We start from the raw sequence: 18,778 nt of genomic DNA, 5'->3' as shown, positions 1-18,778 counted from the left end.
TTCTTCTCGTCTGAAATGCGCCTGCATGCCGTGCTTTGAGATGGCATATGAGGGTTTCAGGTGTCTACTCTGCAGCCTTGCTGCACAAGGGTGCAGCAAATTTCCTTACCTGGAGGGTAGTGATGCTAGCTGCAAGTCTGAATGAAATGATCAGAGAGAAGACATTCCAGATCGCCCAAAAGGCCGGTGGCCGAGCCAACAGGTGCCAGAGCGATTTCCTCCTGGCGCAACAATGTTCTGTCGAGGCTATGAAACCCATGCCCATGGGCCCAGGGCCTCATCCGCGTTATCGCATGATCTCTTACGACGACATGATGCTGACGGACTGATTGTCAACGCATTATCGGCGCGCGCATTCGTGCGCGCTATTCTGGTTTTTCAGAGAAAAAGTATAGAGATGATTGCCCAGGCGCCGCTCGATGTTCATATAGAAAATCTGCTCGTTTTCATTGAAAAAGCCGGATTGGATACAAGCCAAGTGCAGGATGAACAAACACTTTCGACGTGTTACATCGGAGCATTAGAGGCGCTGCAGGGCAGAAAAAGCAAGGGTAAATACCGGGAAACACACATCGTGTTCGACCATGACCAGGCGAGCGAATTCAGCCGCCTGCTGTCCGATGACGATTTGACGGTCTTGGACGACAAGAATCAGGCCGAGGTCATTGCCAGGGAACCAGATCCGCTCGTGGAAAAGAAAGCGGTTCTGCTGGGCTCTGCTATCGAATGTCTAGGTGTTCTGTCCTCTGAGCACAAGTGCCTATTCGATTTCTTGATCACCGATATATTTTTGATGCCGTCCAAAGAGGCTAGTGGTGGAAGCACGTCCTCTGCCATCGGCGTGATATGGGCAAATCCCAAGATTACCCATCGGATACCTGACGTGGTGGAGTTTATCGTGCACGAACTGACGCATCATGCGATGTTCATCGACGAGTATCGGTATGGACACTACGATCACCGCGCGCTCATGAGCCCCGATAGCTGGGCGCAGTCAGCCATCTTGAAAATCGCTCGTCCCCTGGACAAAGTGATTCATAGCATTGTGGTCGCCGCCGAGATCGTGATGTTTCGCGAAAAATTCATCGGACATCCATCGGCGCCGCTTGTTCATCCTCCGACGCCGAGAATCCTGGCGCAACTGGTTGCCTCACTGGATTCTGTGGAGCAGGTGATCGACCGACAAGAGCGTGCAGGGATTACGTCAGTGTCCTCTCGCACGAAAGCGCTGCTGTCCGGTGCTCGAGACATTGTGGAGTCCGACCGCCTTTGCAAGTATCGAACAACATAAAGATTAACAATGAGCCTTTCGTCTACTCGAGCTTCCACACGGATTTTTTTTGATCGTGCAGCCTTTCTCACGTTTATGCTGGTGGTGGTGCATCAGTCTCTCATCGCGTCGTCTGCGTATTTCCTGACGCAAACGATCACTGGTTACCAGCAGGGCACAGAGGTTGGTGTATATCTGGTCTTGTATTTTCTTTCGATGATTCTTCCATTTATCCCCGGTGCGCTTTCCTTTGTCATGGCGGAGCGCTGGACAAATGCTGTGCATCGGAAATTCACATTGGCCATGGCGTCGGCCGCCTATGGCAACCTCAATGAGTACCGGTCGACGGAAAGCAAGTCGGCATTCGAGTCAGCCATCTCGAGAAACTCATTCGACGTGATCTCATCGTATATCTTGTTGTCGCATGATTTTCTCAGTCTCGCACTCAACAGTATCCTGAGTCTTGCTGTCATAGGGTTGATTCTGCCGTCTGAGATCGTACTGGGATACTTCGTTAGTTTGACGCTCAGCGTTGGAATGGTCTATGCGCTGACCAAGGCCGTGCAAAAACTGTCTGTCGACGTAGAGCGGCGGCATGCAGATTACGGCAATACCTTGGGCAAAGCCTGGGACAATGCCGTGGTCGGAAATGCCTACAACTATCGTCTGTGGCTGGACGAGTTCAAGGCCGACGGGGCCAGCTACTATTCAAGCTCTCTGCGGCTCACCGCCTGCAAACAAGCTGGCAACGTCGGGATTGCCTTCGCGTCTCTGATTCCGACGGCCTATCTGGTGTATCACCTGCTGGTGCTTGAAAAAATAGAGGCCGCCGTCGTGGCGGCGATCATTGTGAATTTGACGCGGATCTTTCACATTCTCAATGCACTGAGTGCGCTGATTTACGAGATTGTCGAGTGGGCGTCCGCGTCTGCCCGTCTGCGCTATCTTTTTGCTTTCCTGACGCCGGCTGCCGTTGCCGATATCCCTCAATCGCCCTCGGGGAATGTGAGCGTGAACGGCGAACTGATTACTGACTATCTGGCGGTGCGGGAGGCGTTACGTCATCGCACATGCGGCAGAGTGACAATACGGGGTGAAAATGGCTCGGGCAAGTCCACGCTCTTGTTGTCGATCAAGCAGGCTTTCCCACATAAAGCCCATTTGTTGCCCGCGGGAAACAATCAGCTCTGTTGGCGTCTTGGGCGGCGCGACGCGATGTCGACGGGGCAGCGGGCCCGCGCGATCATCGACGAACTGCTGAAGCAAGGTGCGGACATTCAGTACCTCTTGCTCGATGAATGGGACGCGAACCTGGATCAGGACAACCGAAGTTGTATCGACGAATTGTTAGAGCGCCTCAGCCACGACAAGGTCGTGATCGAGGTGAGGCATTAGGTCCAGGCGAGGCTGGGCCCGCATTGGCGTAGGCGTGGGCAGGCCTTGCGCCTGCCCACCAACTAACGTGTTAGCCCGTAAAAGCCGGTCCCGTGTCGCCTCGGCTCAGATAAGATCGCCGTGCAGATCGTATTCGTCTGCGTCGGTCACGCGCACGCGCACCAGGTCGCCCGGACGCAGTTTGCGATCGGTGTTGACGTAGACGTTGCCGTCGATCTCCGGGGCATCGGCGCTGGAACGGCCGATGGCGCCGTCGGCTGCGATCTCGTCGATCAACACGTCGATCTCGCGTCCGACGCGGGTTTGCAGGCGGGCGGCCGAAATCGCCTGTTGGTGCGCCATGAAACGATCCCAGCGCTCTTGTTTGACCTCGTCGGGAACGGGGTTGGCCAGATCATTGGCAGGGGCGCCGTTGACCGGGGAATATTGGAAACAGCCGACGCGATCCAATTGGGCTTCGCTCATCCAGTCCAACAGGTATTGGAAGTCTTCTTCGGTTTCGCCCGGGAATCCCACGATGAAGGTCGAGCGCAACGTCAGATCGGGGCATTCTTCACGCCAGCGTTTGATACGCGCCAGGGTCTTGTCCTCGAACGCCGGGCGTTTCATGGCCTTTAGCACACGCGGGCTGGCGTGTTGGAACGGGATATCCAGGTAGGGCAGGATTTTGCCCTGTGCCATCAGCGGGATGACCTCGTCCACGTGCGGATAGGGGTACACATAATGCAGGCGCGTCCAGACGCCGAGTTCGGACAAGGCCGTACAGAGCTCGGTCATGCGCGTTTTCACGGGCCGGCCGTTCCAGAAACCGCTGCGATATTTGATATCCACGCCGTAGGCACTGGTGTCTTGCGAGATGACCAGCAACTCTTTGACGCCGGCCTTGACCAGGCGCTCGGCCTCGCTCAACACGTCGCCCACGGGCCGGCTGACCAGATCGCCACGCATGGACGGAATGATGCAGAAGCTGCAGCGGTGATTACAGCCCTCGGAGATCTTCAGATAGGCGTAATGGCGCGGTGTGAGCTTGATGCCCTGCGGTGGCACCAGGTCGATGTAGGGATCGTGATCGGTCTTGGGCGGTGCGGCCTGATGCACGGCGCGTACGACTTCTTCGTATTGCTGAGGTCCGGTCACGGCCAGCACGCTGGGGTGCACGTCGCGAATGACGGATTCCTCGACGCCCATACAGCCGGTGACAATGACTTTGCCGTTTTCGGCGATGGCTTCGCCGATGGCCTCCAGGGACTCGGCTTTGGCGCTGTCGATGAAACCACAGGTGTTGACCACGACGACGTCGGCGTTGTTGTACTCGGGTGAGACCTGATAACCCTCTGTGCGCAGTTGGGTCAGGATGCGCTCAGAGTCGACCAGGGCTTTTGGACACCCTAAAGAGACCATCGCTATGCTGGGTGCCCGCTTGGTTTCCATGTTGGAATTCCGATTTGTGAATATAACCCTATAGTTTACAACGGCTTAAGGCTCTTTGGCTGGGCGCAGGCCGGCGGATTCCTGACGCCTGACTTCGACAACGACGCGTTCTTTGCTGAGGGTGTCCAATCGTTGATCGATGAGCTTCCGATTGGCTTCATCCAGGTTCGCGTCCCATTCATCGAGCAAGAGATACTGGATGTCCGAGCCCTGTTGCAGGATCTCGTCGATGATGGCGCGGGTCCGTTGTCCTGCCGATATGTTGCTGTGCTTGAAACGCCAACAGAGAGGATTGTCACCGGCGGGCAGCAAATGGGCCTGTTGCGCAAACGCATGTTTGATCGACAGCAGAAGCGTGGATTTGCCGGCGCCATTTGCGCCGCGCAGGGTCATTCTGCCGAAGCGATGGCGACGCAGCATCTCTCGCACTGTCTGATAGTCGCTGATTGGCTCGCCGTTGAGGGTGATTGTCCCCGCAGGGGTCTGAGGCAATGGCGCGGTGGCAGCCGGTAATAGAAAAGCCCAGAGATAGCGCAGCCGGGCAGATGCACTGGCCCACTCGAACAGTTCATATATCAACCTGCCCAAGGAATTGAGAATATGGAATATCCGCGTCAGGTTGACGATGATCGCCGCAATGATGGCGGCCTCTATCTGTTCGATCACGAGCAGGTGATATACGAGATAGGCGGTCGGGATGAGAGCCGCTGACGCGATGGCGATGTTCCCGAGCTGTTTGTACGTGGTGAGCCGCTGGGACGAGGAATAGTACGAGGCACCAGTGGCGCGGAACTCGGCCATCCACAAGTGATAGTTGTAAGCGTTACCGAGCACCGCGTTGTCCCAGGCCTTGTGCAAAGTATTGCCGTAACCCGCGTATCGCCGTCCGGTGTCGACGGATAGCTTTCGCGTTCCTTTGGCAAGGAAGCAAACCATTGCCGTGCTGAGCGCCAGGCTGATGCCGTAGCCCAGTGCAATCTCGGGCGGCAGGATCATGCTAATCACCGCGACGCTCAGCACACTATTCAGTGTCAGGCTCAGAAGATCGTGCGACAACATGGCATACGACGAGATCACGTCGAAGGCGTTTCTACAGATCGTGGATTCGAATGCCGACTTGCGTTCAATCGATCGGTATTCGTCCAGGTTGCCATAGATCGTTGATGTCATGGCCAGTGTGAATTTCCGGTGTATGGCGTTGATCCAGCGCTGCATCGTCATAAATGACAGGTACCCGGGAATGAACGGAAGGATGATCGAGAGCAAGTACAGCGCGAGATATTCTTTTAGCGCCTGTTCTTCCTGATAGCTGATGATGGTTTGCGTCAGAAAATAAGCGGACGAGGCGATGAGAGACTGATGTAACGCCACTAGTACGACAGTGAGCATGGCCGCCGGGTCGGCAAATATCCACGTCAAGGGCCGTGCTGACAGGCGTGTCATTGGTCGGCCCTCATGCCACGGTTCGGTACATATCGTCGCCGCCGAATGCCGCGATCTCGCCGTCGACCACGCCATCCGGACTCAAGTATTGCATCGCGGTTCTCCCGTATGACAAGTTCGCCGTATCGTCTTGCAGTGATCCGTATTGAAAGTGAGAAAGGACGGCGAGCTTTTAACCGGCTCGATATTGAGCGGCCTTTCGGACTAAAGGACGTTGCAGGCCCTGATGGCTGGCATTTCTCCTGTTTCGTCCGATGATTTGCGTGGTTTAATCTGTCCCTAAATAGTTCTATCCCTGATGCGCTTGCCTGTCAGCGGCTACCATAGCGGGATTGCATAGTCATTGATGATCCACATGGTTTCCCCTGCTTCTCTTGATGTTCCTGAATCGCAACCCGCCCGGCCGGCGTTGTCGGTGGTGTTGTTAGCCGCGGCGGGCGCGGTGCGTGCCGTGATGGAGGGACGCTCGCTGACGGAGGCGCTCGCTGCTGTGCCAGCGCCGTTGCGGCCCGCCACGCAGGCGGTGTCTTTTCATGCCATGCGCCAGCTGGGCTGGGCCAGCGCGATCGGCAGCGGTTTGGTGCAGCGTTCGCCCGCCACGCAGTTTGATGCGCTGTTGAACGTGTCGTTGTCTTTGTTGAAGGTGGCCGGAGAGGTCGAGGCGTTACCGGGTATGCCGGTGTATGCCCCGCATACGGTGGTGAATCAGGCCGTGACCGCGGCGGCCAGCCAGCGCAGTCTGACTGCCTATAAGGGGCTGCTCAATGCCTGCCTGCGCCGTTTTTTGCGTGAACGCGACGCCATCGAGGCGGCGGTGGCTGACTTGCCCGAGGCGCGCTGGAATCACCCGCGCTGGTGGGTGGAGCGGCTGCGGCAGGCATATCCAGACCAATGGCAGGACATCCTGACGGCGGCGAGTGTTCCCGCACCGTTGACGGTGCGAGTCAACACGCGGCGCGCTAGCCGCGACCAGGTACGAGACGCGTTCCAGGCCGCGGGCGTTGAGGCCCAACCCGTGGGGCAGGCTGGTCTGGTGCTGGCCGAAGCCCGGCCTGTGACCCAATTACCCGGGTTTGCCGAAGGCTGGTGGTCGGTGCAGGACGCTGCCGCGCAACAAGCTGCTGTGCTGCTAGCTGTGCGCGCCGGCGAGCGCGTACTGGATGCCTGCGCGGCACCTGGCGGCAAGACGGCGCATTTGTTGGAAAACGCCGATGTGGAGTTGCTGGCGCTGGATTCCGATGCAGGGCGCCTGACGCGTGTGGGACAGAATCTGGACCGATTGGGCTTGCGTTCGGATCGGGTGGCCCTGGCCGCGGCCGATGCGGCAGACCTGGATGCCTGGTGGGACGGCCGGCCGTTTGACGCCGTGTTGGCCGATGTGCCTTGCACGGCCTCAGGTATCGTGCGGCGCCACCCCGACATCCGCTGGCTGCGCCGTGCACCCGACGTGGCGCGCACGGCGGCGTTACAGGCACGTATCGTGGATGCACTGTGGCGCACGGTGGCCCCCGGAGGACGGCTGCTATATGTCACCTGTTCGGTTTTTCCTGAGGAAGGCGAGCGCCAGGCCCAGGCTTTTGCCCGGCGCCACGCGGATGCGCAGCGCCAGGACGCTCCGGGGCAACTGCTGCCTGTTGCGGTCGGCGCAACACCTCAGGCCCAACACGACGGTTTTTTCTATGCGCTGTTTGCCAAGCAGTCTTGAATCGCCAAGAATAGCCGTAGGATGCGATCAGGTTACGAATATCGATGATTTCTCGCTTATTTTGTGCGTTCTTGCTGTTATTTTTGATGACACCATTGGGTGCCGGGCCGGCGTACGCCAGTGAGCCTACGGTAGCTCGTATTGAACCCGCCATTCGTGACGGGAAACTGGAAATCGATGCCGAAATCGATGTCCGGCTGAACGAGCAGTTGCGCGACGCTGCCGAACGCGGGCTGCCTCTGTATTTCACGGCCGATATTGTGATCAGCCGGGATCGGTGGTGGTGGTTTGACGAGACGGTGGTCGACACCAGCCGGACCTGGCGGGTGATCTATAACGCGCTGACCCGTCAATGGCGTGTCGGAACGGATTCGCTGAGTTGGCCCGTGTCTTCGCTGGATGAGGCCATGGACATGGTGCGCCATATTCGCCATTGGGTCTTGATCGATGTCTCGGAGCTCGATTATGAGGTGTCGTATCAAGGGCAGTTGCGGCTGCGGCTGGATACATCGCAGTTGACGCGTCCCTTCCAGGTCAATGCGCTCAATAGCAGTTCCTGGAGCCTGGGAACGCCTTGGACGGGTTTTTCGTTCGAATTGGCCAAGCCTCGGGATCCGTCATGAGAATGCTGCTGCGCATCGCGCTGATCATCGGGGCCATCAGCGGGCTGGCATTGTTGGGCCTGCTGGCCTGGTCGACCGGCAACGCGTCGCGGTTTGCCCGCTACTACGATATTTTGCTGGTGTTGAACGGTGTCTTCGCCCTGGCCTTGTTTGTCTGGGTGGTGGCGTTGACGACGCGGCTGGTGCGGCAGATCCGCCGCCGCCAGTTCGGCGCGCGGCTGACGGCTCGCTTTGCCTTGGCCTTTGCGCTGATCGGGGTGGTTCCAGGGGCGTTGATCTACATCGTATCGGTGCAGTTCATGTCCAGGTCCATTGAGTCCTGGTTCAATGTCCGTGTCGATAGCGCGCTGGAGTCCGGCCTGAACCTGGGGCGCGCTGCGCTGGATTCATCTCTGGCCGATCTGGATGCCAAGGCGCGGTCCATGGCGTCGGAATTGAACAATACCCCTGATCGCGACATCCCGTTGGCGCTGACTCGCTTGCGCGAGTCCAGCGGGGTGCAGGATGTGATGGTGTTTACCGGTGGCGGCCGCCTGGTGGCTTTTTCCACCGATCAGTACGGCCAATTGTTGCCGGAAATCCCGCCTGCATCGGTGTTGAACCAGCTACGGCTGGGGCGAGGGTATTCCGCTGCCGAGGCCGATGACGCCAGTCTGGCAGGCGGCAAAGACAGCCTGACATTGCGCGTGGTCATCCCGCTGACGACGCCTCAGCGTTTCGATACCTTGATGTCGCCGCCTTCCGAGCCGCGCTGGTTGCAGCTGCTGCAGCCAGTGCCCGAGCAGATTGCGGATAACGCCAACCGGGTGCAGCAGGGATTTCGCGATTATCAGGAACTCGCGCTGTCGCGGCTGGGGTTGCGCAAGCTCTATGGCATTACCTTGACCTTGGCGTTGTTGCTGGCCGTGTTCGCCGCGATTGCCGTGGCCTTGTCGCTGTCCAAGCGGCTGGTGCGGCCGCTGCTGCGTTTGGCAGCGGGGACTCAGGCGGTGGGGGTGGGCGATTATCGTCCGCTGCCGGAGCCTCCCGAGCGCGACGAGGTAGGGCAATTGACGCGTTCTTTCAATGCGATGACCCGTCAGCTGGACGAGGCGCGCCATATGGTCGAGAGCAATCGCCGCCAACTGGAGCGTTCAAACGTCTATCTGGAAAGCGTGCTGTCGAACCTGTCGTCGGGCGTGCTGGTATTTGACGAAAGCTTTCGCGTGACGACCGTGAATCAGGGCGCACAATCCATTTTGCAGGCCGATTTGCGTTCGGTCATCGGGCGGCCGCTGGAAACGGTCGATGGCATGCTGGAGTTCATCCAGATCGTACGCCAGGCCTTTGCCCAGCACGCGGCGGTGGGGTCCGAGCGTCTGCATTGGCAACAACAGTTCGAGATTTCCCTGGCGCCGTCGGCAGACTCGAACGAGTCTGCGCAAATATTGACCCTGTTGGCGCGAGGCACACATTTGCGGGTGGATGGGCGTGGCAATGGCTATCTGGTGGTGTTTGACGACATTACCGAGGTGATCTCGGCCAACCGCACGGTAGCGTGGGGGGAGGTAGCCCGCCGTTTGGCACACGAAATCAAAAATCCGTTGACCCCGATCCAGCTGTCAGCCGAACGCCTGGCCATGAAACTCGCCGACCGCCTGCAACCGGCGGATCGGCAGATGCTCGAGCGATCGACGAATACCATTGTGAATCAGGTGGGCTCGCTCAAGCAGATGGTGGACGATTTCCGCGAATATGCCCGCACGCCTCCTGCTGTGATGCAAACTATCGACTTCAATGCCTTGGTGGCAGATGTGCTGGCGTTGTATGGTTGGGATCCGGGAGAGAAACATTCGGCCCCGGGACGCGCCCTGGCGCCGGCCCTGAACCTGGATGTCTCGCTGGAGCCTGGCTTGCCGCATATCGAGGGGGATCCCACTCAGCTGCGCCAAGTCATTCATAATTTGCTGTCGAATGCGCGGGATGCCATTGCAGAGCAGGGAGCTGACGGACGTGTACAGGTGACGACGCAACTGATGGGAGAGTCCAATGGCGCCACGCAATCTGCGGTACGTTTTACGGTCGCTGATACCGGTCAGGGGTTTTCGCATAAAGTCATGCAGCGGGCTTTTGAACCGTATGTCACCACCAAGGCTCACGGGACTGGGTTAGGATTGGCAATTGTGCGCAAGATCGTGGAAGAGCATGGTGGGAAGATCGATCTGGGCAACCGCAAGGAAGGAGGGGCGCGGGTTTCGATATTATTGACCCGAGTGGCCCCCAAGGCCGCGGCTATGGACGCGGCTGCGCAAGAACAGGATAATGCGGCTACGCAATAGGTGGAAGGTTTATGGCCAGAATTCTGGTGGTTGACGACGAAGTTGGCATTCGTGAACTTTTGTCCGAGATTCTTTACGACGAAGGGCACACGGTCGAATTAGCCGAAAACGCGGCGCAAGCACGTGCCGCACGGCTGCGCATGCGTCCGGATCTGGTGCTGTTGGACATCTGGATGCCGGATACCGACGGCGTGAGCCTGCTCAAGGAGTGGGGCTCACAAGGGCTGTTGGACATGCCTGTCATCATGATGAGCGGCCATGCCACGATCGATACCGCCGTCGAGGCAACGCGTATCGGTGCCATGGATTTTCTCGAAAAGCCCATCACCTTGCAGCGTTTGCTCAAAACGATCGCAGCAGGCTTGGCGCGTGGCCGCACCTCGCATCCTTCCGCCGTGACGACGCCCCTGAGCGCGGTGACGCCGGTGGTGCCGCTGGAGGACGAGCTGGACCCGCCGTCGGCACTGACGTCTGTGACCAGCCTGCCACCCTTGGCCGAGGCGCCCCCCGCCTCCAGTGGCAAACTGGGCAGCATTGCACTGGATCAGCCGCTGCGCGAGGCGCGCGACGAGTTCGAGCGCATTTATTTTGAATATCATCTGGTTCGTGAAAATCACAGCATGACGCGCGTGTCCGAACGTACCGGTCTCGAGCGCACTCACTTGTATCGCAAGCTCAAGCAATTGGGCATCGAGTCGGCACGTAAACGCGGCACATGAAGATCCTCATCATGGGGGCAGGCCGCGTCGGGACCAGCGTGGCCGAAAATCTGGTGTCCGAGCAGAACGACATCACGGTGATCGACACGAATGTCGATCAACTGCGCTATCTGCAGGATCGCTTCGACCTGCGCGTGGTGCACGGCGATGGGACCCAGGTGGCCGTGCTGGAGGCCGCAGGGGCTGAGGATGCCGATCTGTTTGTGGCCTGTTCCGCTTCCGATGCGGCCAATATGGTCGGCTGCAAGATCACTCGACAGTTGTTCAATGTGCCGCGTCGCATTGCCCGTATCCGCATGCCGGATTTCGAGGACCAGCCCGAGCTCATGGGGGAGGAGGGCTTCTGTATCGACGCGCTGATCAGCCCCGAACGCAGTGTCACTGCGTATTTGCATAGCTTGATCGAGTTTCCCGAGGCCTTGCAGGTCGTCGAATTTGCGGATGGGCGCATCAGCGTAGTCACGGTGCGTGTCGGGCATGGCAGCCCGATGGCACATCATCCGATTGCACAGTTGCGCGAGGTATGGCCCGATGTAGCGGCCCGCGTGGTGGACGTAGTGCGCGATGGCCGGCCCCTGCAGGCTGACCGAGGGACCGTTATCGCGCCGGGCGATGAGGTCGTGCTGGTAGTCGATTCCCGGCATGCCCGCCGTGCTGTTCGGCAGCTGCGCGAGGCGGAAAAGTCTGTGCGCCGCGTCATGATTGCGGGCGGCGGCAACATCGGTCTGCGGCTGGCGCGTCAACTGGCCGAGGAAAATTACAGCGTGCGCATTATCGAGCACAACGAAAAACGCTGTGAATACCTGGTGGCCGAGTTGCCCAGCAGCGTGCTGGTGCTGCATGGCAGCGGCACCGACGAGGAGCTCCTCGAGCAAGAAAACATCGGCGATATGGACACCTGGCTGGCGCTGACCAGTGATGACGAAGACAACATCATGTCGTCGTTGCTCGCCAAGCGTCTGGGTGCGCGCAAGGTGATCGCGCTGATCAACCGCCCAGCCTATGGCGAGTTGATGCAGGGCAGCCATATCGATATTGCGGTATCGCCGGCGCAAGCCACCATGAGCGAGTTGCTGCGGCACGTCCGCCGTGGCGACATTGTGGTCGCGCACCGGTTGCGCCAGGGTGTGGCTGAGGCGATTGAGGTCATTGCCCATGGCGACCGCAGCAGTTCCAAGGTCGTGGGGCGCGCCGTTGGAAATATCCGTTTGCCCAAAGGGGCCAGCATTGGTGCGTTGGCGCGCGGTGACGAGATTTTGATGCCGGACGACGATACGGTCATCGAGACGGACGACCATGTCATTGTCTTTGTACCCTCGCGCCAGATGATGCCGCGCGTTGAAAAACTGTTCCAGGTTTCGGCGTCTTTCTTCTGATCTCGGATATCGTCACCCATGCGCCATACGGCCATTCACATTAGCGTTTGCGACTGCCTATGAAGCGCTTGTTGGCTACCCTCTACGTCGCGGGCCTGACCATGGGCGTCTTTGCGCTGACCATGCTGCTGCCGCTGGTGGTGGCATATTTGGGCGACGACGCGGGATTCACGGCGTTTCTGGATGGGTTTTTGCTGGCGTTTGGGGGTGGAGCCGCGGTCTGGCTCGTCACGCGGCGCGGGCGTAGCGAGTTGAATGCTCGAGATGGGTTTTTGCTGGTGGCGGTGGTATGGGTCAGTCTGCCGCTGCTGGCGTCGATCCCGTTCTTGATCTATTTCGACCGGGCCGGGATACCACTGTCGTTTACTGACGCGTATTTCGAGGCTATGTCGGGCTTGACGACTACGGGGGCGACTGTGTTGACGGGGCTGGATGATCTGCCGGCTTCGATCAATCTCTGGCGTGCCACCTTGGTCTGGATTGGCGGTTTGGGCATCCTGGTGCTGGCGGTGGCGATTTTGCCGCTGCTCGGGGTCGGAGGGCATCAGGTGGTGCGGGCCGAAACGCCAGGGCCAATGAAAGACGAGCGTTTGACGCCCCGTATTGCCAGTACGGCAAAAGCGCTCTACGCGGTCTATTTCGGGCTGTCCATATTGTGCCTGGTGGCCTATCGCGGCGTCGGGTTGTCGTGGTTCGAGGCCTGGTGCCACACGGCCACCACGATGGGGCTGGGAGGGTTCTCGACCAAAGACTCCGGCTTTGCCTATTTCGACTCGGTGCCGCTGGAGATCGTGTCGATGATTTTCATGACCTTGGCCGGGATCAATTTCGCGACCCATTTCAACGCCTTGCGACAGGGCAGTTTGCGCGCCTATCGTGTCTGTCCGCAAACGGTGCCATATCTGGTCATCATGTTGGGCGCGGGGCTGGTGATTTCCGCTTATTTGTACTTCCGCGGTGTCTACCATGATCCGCTGCTGGCGTTGCGCTACGGCATGTTCCACACGATTTCAGTGGCCACCACGACAGGTTATGCCACAGTTGACTACGCCACGTGGCCCTTGATCGCGCCTTTGACCATGCTGCTGTTGTCAGGGTTTGTCACCTCTGCCGGCTCGACGGGCGGGGGAATCAAGATGATTCGCGCCGTGTTGCTGGCCAAGCAGGCGCGTAACGAATTGGTCGTCATGCTGCATCCCAATGCCGTCAGTCCGATTCGTATGGGCGGACGTCTGGTGAATCAGCGCGTGATGGCGTCGGTGTTGGCTTTTATGATGGTCTATGGTTTGTCGATCGGTGTGTTTACCAGTCTGTTGCTGGTATCGGGCCTGGAGCCGATCACGGCCTTTTCTGCGGTGCTTGCTACGATCAACAATACTGGGCCGGGTCTGGGGCCGGTGGGGCCCATGGGTAATTTCGCAGTCCTGACCGATTTTCAGACTTGGGTCTGTACGTTTGCGATGTTGATCGGTCGGCTGGAATTACTGACCGTCGTGGTGTTGTTTACCCCAATGTTTTGGCGCAAGTAATCGGTAGTCCCCGCAGGCCCCCGCTACGCGACGGCGACGAGATACCGCGCCAGGGCGGCCAGATCCGGTTCCACTCCTATGCCTGGCGTGTCCGGCAGATGTAGCCAGCCGTCGTTCAAGTTTGTCAGCGGACATACCTGCTCGCGTAGCGGATTCGGATTCGCATCCACCTCGACCAATCCGGCTGGCCCCAGGGCGGCGCGCAGATGCATCGATGCTGCCAGCCCGATACCGCCGCCCAGCCAGTGCGGGCAGAATACCAGGCCCGCCTGTTCAGCCCGCCGCGCTACGGCCACGCAGCCCGAAATGCCGCCCCATTTGGCCACGTCGGGCTGCACAAAGCGCAGATGTCCATTCTGGATGGCGGCGTCGAAGTTGGCATGGTCACGGATGTTCTCGCCAGCCGCCAATGGAATCGGGGTGCTCTCGGCCAGTTGGCGCCACGTGTCCAAGGGTTCGTCGGCCGCCAGGGGTTCCTCGATCCAGTACGGCTCGTAACGTTCTAGCGCGGCGATCCGTCGCATTGCGTTCTCAGGTTCCCAAGCTTGATTGGCGTCTATCATGATCTGGGCCCGTGGGCCCAGCGCGGCGCGTATGGCCTCGAAATCGGCGATGTCCTTGTCGGGCTGGAAACCCACTTTGAATTTGAATGCGGTGTAGCCTTCCGCCTGTTTGGCCAGTGCTGTCTCGGCAACTTGCTCGGGCCCCAGTCCGCTGGCGTACAGGCGCACGCGGTTGTCGGCCTGTGGTGTATCGGCCAGCAAGCGCCATAGAGGCAGGCCAGCGCGCCGGGCCTGCATGTCCCACAGTGCCTGGTCGAGGGCGGCGATGACCTGTGCCAGAGGACCCGGTTCGCCAGCCTGCAGCGCCATGCGGCGCACACGCTGTGTCAACTGCCGCCACGTGTCGGCCGGTCTGTCGCTGGGCGTGCCTTCGGCCAGCGGGGCGACGATCTCGCGCATGATGCGCGCGCGGTGCTCGGCGCCCACGGTCGGGAAATTGCAAAACACCTCACCCCAACCCCAGGCGCCGTCGGTGGCGCTGACACGTACGAACACGGCGGGTCGGTTGGTCATGGTGCCGACGGCTGCGGCTACGGGGCGTTCAATCGGGGCGCGAAACACCCAGCATTCGATTTTGGCAATGGTCATCCGGTGCGTCGCTTATTCCACTGAGATACCGATGTCGGTGGCGACTTTGCGCCACTTAGTCAGTTCGTCGCCGATGTATTGGCGAAACGCCTGAGGCGTGCCCGCATCGGTGCTCAGTCCCGCTTCGGCCAGTCGCGCTTTGATGGCGGGGTCGGCCTGGATCTGGTTAATGGCCTGGTTCAGCTTGTCGACGATGGGGGCCGGCAGACCCGCGGGGCCAGCCAGCCCCTGCCACGCCACAGCCTCGAAACCGGGCAGACCGGCGGCCTCGGCGATTGTCGGGATGTCTGGGTACTCGGGCCGCCGCGTTGGGCCGCAAACACCCAGCACGATCAGTTTGCCAGCGTTGACTTGCTGCATCATCGAACCCTCGTCGGCGAAGATCATGTCCACGTGCCCTGCGACCAGATCGCCCACCAATGCGCCGGTACCCTTGTACGGCACGTGCAGCAGCTTGGTGCCGGTGCGCGACTGGAACAGCTCGGCGGCCATTTGCTGCATGCTGCCGGTGCCGGACGATCCATAGGTAAGTTTGCCTGGATTCGCCTTGGCATAGGCAATCAGCTCAGCCGCAGTGCGAGCCGGTACCTGGGGATTGAGCACCAACACGTAGTTGACATTCACCGTCTTGGTGATGGGCGTCAGATCGGCCAGCGGGTCAATGGGGGTGTTCTTGTACACGACCGGATTGATGCCCAGGATAGCAATGTTACCCACCAACAACGTGTGGCCGTCGGCCGGTGCACGTTTGACTAGTTCGGCGCCGATGTTGCCGCTGGCGCCGGGGCGATTTTCCACAATCACGGTCTGACCCAGGATGCGGGATAGCTCAGGCGAGACGATACGCGAATAGATATCTACCGCGCCGCCAGGTGAGAAAGGCACGATCAATCTGATGGGCTGGGTGGGGGAGGTGGACTGAGCGAAGGCGTGGTTGCTGGTTGAATAAGCCACGGCGGCCAGCATGGCACCACACAGGAACTGCCGCCGTGTGTAATGGAAAAGGGGGCGCATCTCGTCTCCTTGTGATGTGCGCCGCCTGTGTGGGATCGTGTAATCGGGGTGGCGGCTCTTGCAGGGATTATCGACAGTGTGGTGTTAAGCATCAATTATTAATATTTCATTAACCCATATAATTTTCATATGAGTAAATTGCATCCATTTCAGCCTGATGGGCAGCCGCTGTCGCCTGCTGCCGCGTATCGGCTGGACCGACTGCGGCTGCGTCACCTGCGACTGCTGGAAGTCATCGGCCGTGAAGGCTCGCTGGGCGCAGCCGCGCGTGAACTGGGCATCAGTCAGCCAGCGGTCACGCTGTTGCTGCGCGAGGTCGAAGACGTCTTTGGCATGCGGCTGGTCGAGCGCGATGCGCGTGGGGGCCGATTGACGGTCGCAGGCCGTCACGCGCGCGACCGGCTGGTTATCGCGATGGCGTCGGTGAATTTCGCCATCGGCGCGGCGCGGCAAAGCGGGCGCGATCCCACGCTCAGGGTAGGGTGCGTGCAACTGATCGGTTTCAGCGCCTTGCCTGAGGCCTTGGAGCGTCTGTCAGTACAAGGCCCGTTGCCATATATGCATATCGAGGAGGCCGAGGCCGTGACGCTGCTCGCCGCGTTGGCCGCCGGTGAGCTCGACTGCGTCATCGGCTGGCTGGACGAGACGATCGCCTCGTCCGTAAACCTGGATCTGCTTCATGTCGAACCGCTATGGTCGGGCCGCATGCAGGTGTTTGCCGCGAGCGGGCATCCTCTGGCTCGGCACAAGCAGGTGCGCGTGGCTGAATTAGCCGAATGTTCCTGGGTAGTGCCACACAGGGGATCGCGCACTTACGCGGCGTTCCAACGTCTGTTCCTGAACAATGGCCTGGCCGCACCACGGCCGCGAATCGTGTGCACGTCCATCCATTCCGGCATACATATGGTGGCAGGAGGGCAATTCGTCAGTGTCGGCCCGGATCGCCTCATCGCCCAGTACCGCGACAGCCTGGGTATCCAGCCGCTACGGGGCCGTGAGCTAGATACCGGGCCCACCTACTTGTCGTTTTTCACCCTGAAAGAAGCGGCCGATTTCGAGCCGACGCAGCAGCTCAGGGATGCCTTACTGGCCACCCAGTTCACTGACCTCAGTTGACGCCATGGGGAGAGCGCCGGCGTGCGCCGCATTCGTGTTCAAGCGGTGTTGAGCGTGCGAGCTTCTGTCACAATCTGGTCAGGTATCGACGTCAAAATACTAGGACAAACCCGAATTAGGGTTATCCCGCGCCTGTTCGGCAGCCCCATTTTTCGCGACCTTACAGGCTGAACCGCGCTGACAGCCGCGCCATTCCTAGTCTGTGAGCGTTTACTCACTTTTCTGTCACAGACAAAAACGCATTGATTCTTGAAGTTGCGCGTAAATGTCACGATTTTGATTCTTCTTGGCACAAAGTTGCGGCTATCATGAAGGCATAAGACACCGTCTAGTGCCCCCCGGGAGGTCGCCGGGCTTCAAGGCCGAATGGTGCGTCCCTACCAACGTACATAAAGGAGTCGGAGATGGAACAGATCCCGTTCGTCTCGTCCGCCCCAAACACGCTCGGCATTGAGTTGGAGTTGCAACTGATCAATCCACGCAGTTTTGATTTGGCTGCAGCAGCTGACGAGTTGTTGGTTCAGATGGCCAATCATCCTATCGCGGACCGGGTCAAACCCGAAATTACGCGCTCGATGATTGAGCTGAATTCTTCGGTACATGAACACCCCATGGGCCTGTTGGCCGAGATGCGCGAAATGCGCGACGCCCTCTGCGAGGCAGCTGATGCCGTGGGTGTTTCCGTGGCAGGCGGGGGTGCCCATCCCTTCATGCGCTGGCAAGAGCGCGCTATTTCCGATTCCCCCCGTTTTCAGTATCTGGCGGAAATGTATGGGTATCTGGCTCGCCAATTTACGGTCTTTGGCCAGCATATTCACCTGGGCGTGCCTTCGGGCGATGCGGCGGTGCGGATGGTGCACAGTCTGTCGCCCTATATTCCGCATTTTATTGCGCTGTCGGCCTCCTCGCCCTATTACGAAGGGGTGGACACGCTGTTTTCGTGCTGCCGCCTCAATGCGGTGAATAGCTTCCCACTGGCCGGTCATTTACCGGCGGAAGTCATGGACTGGTATCAATTCGAGGCGCATATGGCGCAACTGCGCCAGAGTGGCCTGGCCGAGAGCATCAAGGACCTGTACTGGGATATCCGGCCCAAGCCGGAGTTCGGTACGGTCGAAATCCGCGTGTGCGATACCCCGCTGACGGTCGAGCGAGCATGCCAGTTGGCGGCTTTTGCCCAAGCGCTGGCGGTATTGGTCTCGCGCGAACCGCAGCCGGCCTCCAAGGCCTGGCTGGCCTACCGCAGTAATCATTTCCAAGCCTGCCGCTTTGGCCTGCAGGGCAGTTATGTGACGCCGGACGGGCAGCGGCTGCGTTTGATTGACCACTTGCGGGCGTTGTTCCAGCGTCTGATGCCTATTGCAGACGAGCTGGGGACGCGCGACATGCTGGCCATGTTGCAAGAGGAAGCTGTCCGCAACGGCAATGACGCACGCTGGCTGCGCGGGCAATTCCACCGCGTGCGCGATTTGCCGGCCGTGGTCGAGTCGATGACTCGGGTGTGGCGCGGCGAGCGTGATGCGGCCGTGGTCGCCGAGGCTACCCCTCGACGCCGCATCCGTGCCACGTCTGAGCCTATGCACGGCGGCGTTCAGGCGCTGGCGACTCCTGAGGCCGGGCGGACTTCCGGCTGGGGTTCGGATCGCCTGCACTGAGTGGTGCGTAGCAGGGCCATTGCGGCACTGAAC

General features: G+C 59.7%; 14 protein-coding genes. 10 read left to right on the top strand and 4 right to left on the bottom strand.

Annotation, left to right across the window (positions count from 1 at the left end; all coding sequences use genetic code 11):
- The first annotated feature begins 358 nt into the window (after positions 1-358).
- Together ACYVI2_RS09890 and ACYVI2_RS09885 are read left to right on the top strand one after the other, a co-directional pair.
- Entirely contained in the window at positions 359-1,291 is a 933-nt protein-coding gene (locus ACYVI2_RS09890) for an aKG-HExxH-type peptide beta-hydroxylase (RefSeq protein ID WP_415820908.1), read from the top strand.
- A gap of 9 nt (positions 1,292-1,300) precedes the next feature.
- Positions 1,301-2,665, top strand: coding sequence for a hypothetical protein (locus ACYVI2_RS09885; protein WP_415820907.1), 1,365 nt, complete (start codon positions 1,301-1,303; stop codon positions 2,663-2,665).
- 105 nt (positions 2,666-2,770) lie between these two features.
- Here the strand turns inward: ACYVI2_RS09885 and rimO are convergent, their stop codons facing one another.
- Both rimO and ACYVI2_RS09875 read right to left on the bottom strand, forming a co-directional pair.
- Positions 2,771-4,096 (bottom strand): 30S ribosomal protein S12 methylthiotransferase RimO, encoded by a 1,326-nt coding sequence (rimO, locus tag ACYVI2_RS09880; protein ID WP_415820906.1) that lies wholly within the window; start codon positions 4,094-4,096, stop codon positions 2,771-2,773.
- A 45-nt stretch (positions 4,097-4,141) separates the two neighbouring features.
- Positions 4,142-5,539: an ATP-binding cassette domain-containing protein gene (locus tag ACYVI2_RS09875; RefSeq protein WP_415820905.1), complete on the bottom strand. Its 1,398-nt coding sequence runs from the start codon at positions 5,537-5,539 to the stop codon at positions 4,142-4,144.
- 355 nt (positions 5,540-5,894) lie between these two features.
- Between ACYVI2_RS09875 and rsmB the strand changes: the two genes are divergently transcribed.
- The 6 genes from rsmB to ACYVI2_RS09845 are packed head-to-tail and all read left to right on the top strand — an operon-like array spanning position 5,895 to position 13,809.
- Positions 5,895-7,244: a 16S rRNA (cytosine(967)-C(5))-methyltransferase RsmB gene (gene rsmB, locus ACYVI2_RS09870; protein WP_415820903.1), complete on the top strand. Its 1,350-nt coding sequence runs from the start codon at positions 5,895-5,897 to the stop codon at positions 7,242-7,244.
- A 44-nt stretch (positions 7,245-7,288) separates the two neighbouring features.
- The gene (locus ACYVI2_RS09865) at positions 7,289-7,867 is read left to right on the top strand and encodes a DUF4390 domain-containing protein (RefSeq protein WP_415820902.1); all 579 of its coding nucleotides are present in this window, start codon (positions 7,289-7,291) and stop codon (positions 7,865-7,867) included.
- Positions 7,864-10,185, top strand: a complete 2,322-nt coding sequence (locus tag ACYVI2_RS09860; RefSeq protein ID WP_415820901.1) for a sensor histidine kinase — start codon at positions 7,864-7,866, stop codon at positions 10,183-10,185. Before ACYVI2_RS09865 ends, ACYVI2_RS09860 begins: the two co-directional genes overlap by 4 nt.
- An 11-nt stretch (positions 10,186-10,196) precedes the next feature.
- The gene (locus tag ACYVI2_RS09855) at positions 10,197-10,904 is read left to right on the top strand and encodes a response regulator (RefSeq protein WP_415820900.1); all 708 of its coding nucleotides are present in this window, start codon (positions 10,197-10,199) and stop codon (positions 10,902-10,904) included.
- On the top strand, positions 10,901-12,280 hold the full coding sequence (trkA, locus tag ACYVI2_RS09850) for a Trk system potassium transporter TrkA (protein WP_415820899.1): 1,380 nt from the start codon (positions 10,901-10,903) through the stop codon (positions 12,278-12,280). The genes ACYVI2_RS09855 and trkA overlap by 4 nt, the downstream gene beginning before the upstream one ends.
- Before the next feature lie 59 nt (positions 12,281-12,339).
- Positions 12,340-13,809, top strand: coding sequence for a TrkH family potassium uptake protein (locus ACYVI2_RS09845; protein WP_415820898.1), 1,470 nt, complete (start codon positions 12,340-12,342; stop codon positions 13,807-13,809).
- Between the two features lie 23 nt (positions 13,810-13,832).
- Here ACYVI2_RS09845 and ACYVI2_RS09840 read toward each other — a convergent pair whose 3' ends face one another.
- Both ACYVI2_RS09840 and ACYVI2_RS09835 read right to left on the bottom strand, forming a co-directional pair.
- Positions 13,833-14,960 (bottom strand): mandelate racemase/muconate lactonizing enzyme family protein, encoded by a 1,128-nt coding sequence (locus tag ACYVI2_RS09840; protein WP_415820897.1) that lies wholly within the window; start codon positions 14,958-14,960, stop codon positions 13,833-13,835.
- A gap of 12 nt (positions 14,961-14,972) precedes the next feature.
- A complete protein-coding gene (locus ACYVI2_RS09835; protein ID WP_415820896.1) occupies positions 14,973-15,974 on the bottom strand; it encodes a Bug family tripartite tricarboxylate transporter substrate binding protein in 1,002 nt (333 codons plus the stop codon).
- 129 nt (positions 15,975-16,103) lie between these two features.
- Between ACYVI2_RS09835 and ACYVI2_RS09830 the strand changes: the two genes are divergently transcribed.
- On the top strand, positions 16,104-17,090 hold the full coding sequence (locus ACYVI2_RS09830; protein WP_415820895.1) for a LysR substrate-binding domain-containing protein: 987 nt from the start codon (positions 16,104-16,106) through the stop codon (positions 17,088-17,090).
- 404 nt (positions 17,091-17,494) lie between these two features.
- A complete protein-coding gene (locus tag ACYVI2_RS09825) occupies positions 17,495-18,745 on the top strand; it encodes a YbdK family carboxylate-amine ligase (protein ID WP_415820894.1) in 1,251 nt (416 codons plus the stop codon).
- The last annotated feature ends 33 nt before the right edge of the window (positions 18,746-18,778 follow it).

The sequence above is a fragment of the Bordetella tumbae genome (genome assembly GCF_054780995.1).
Note: the sequence above shows the minus strand (reverse complement) of the source record. Positions and strands in the feature narration are given on the sequence as shown.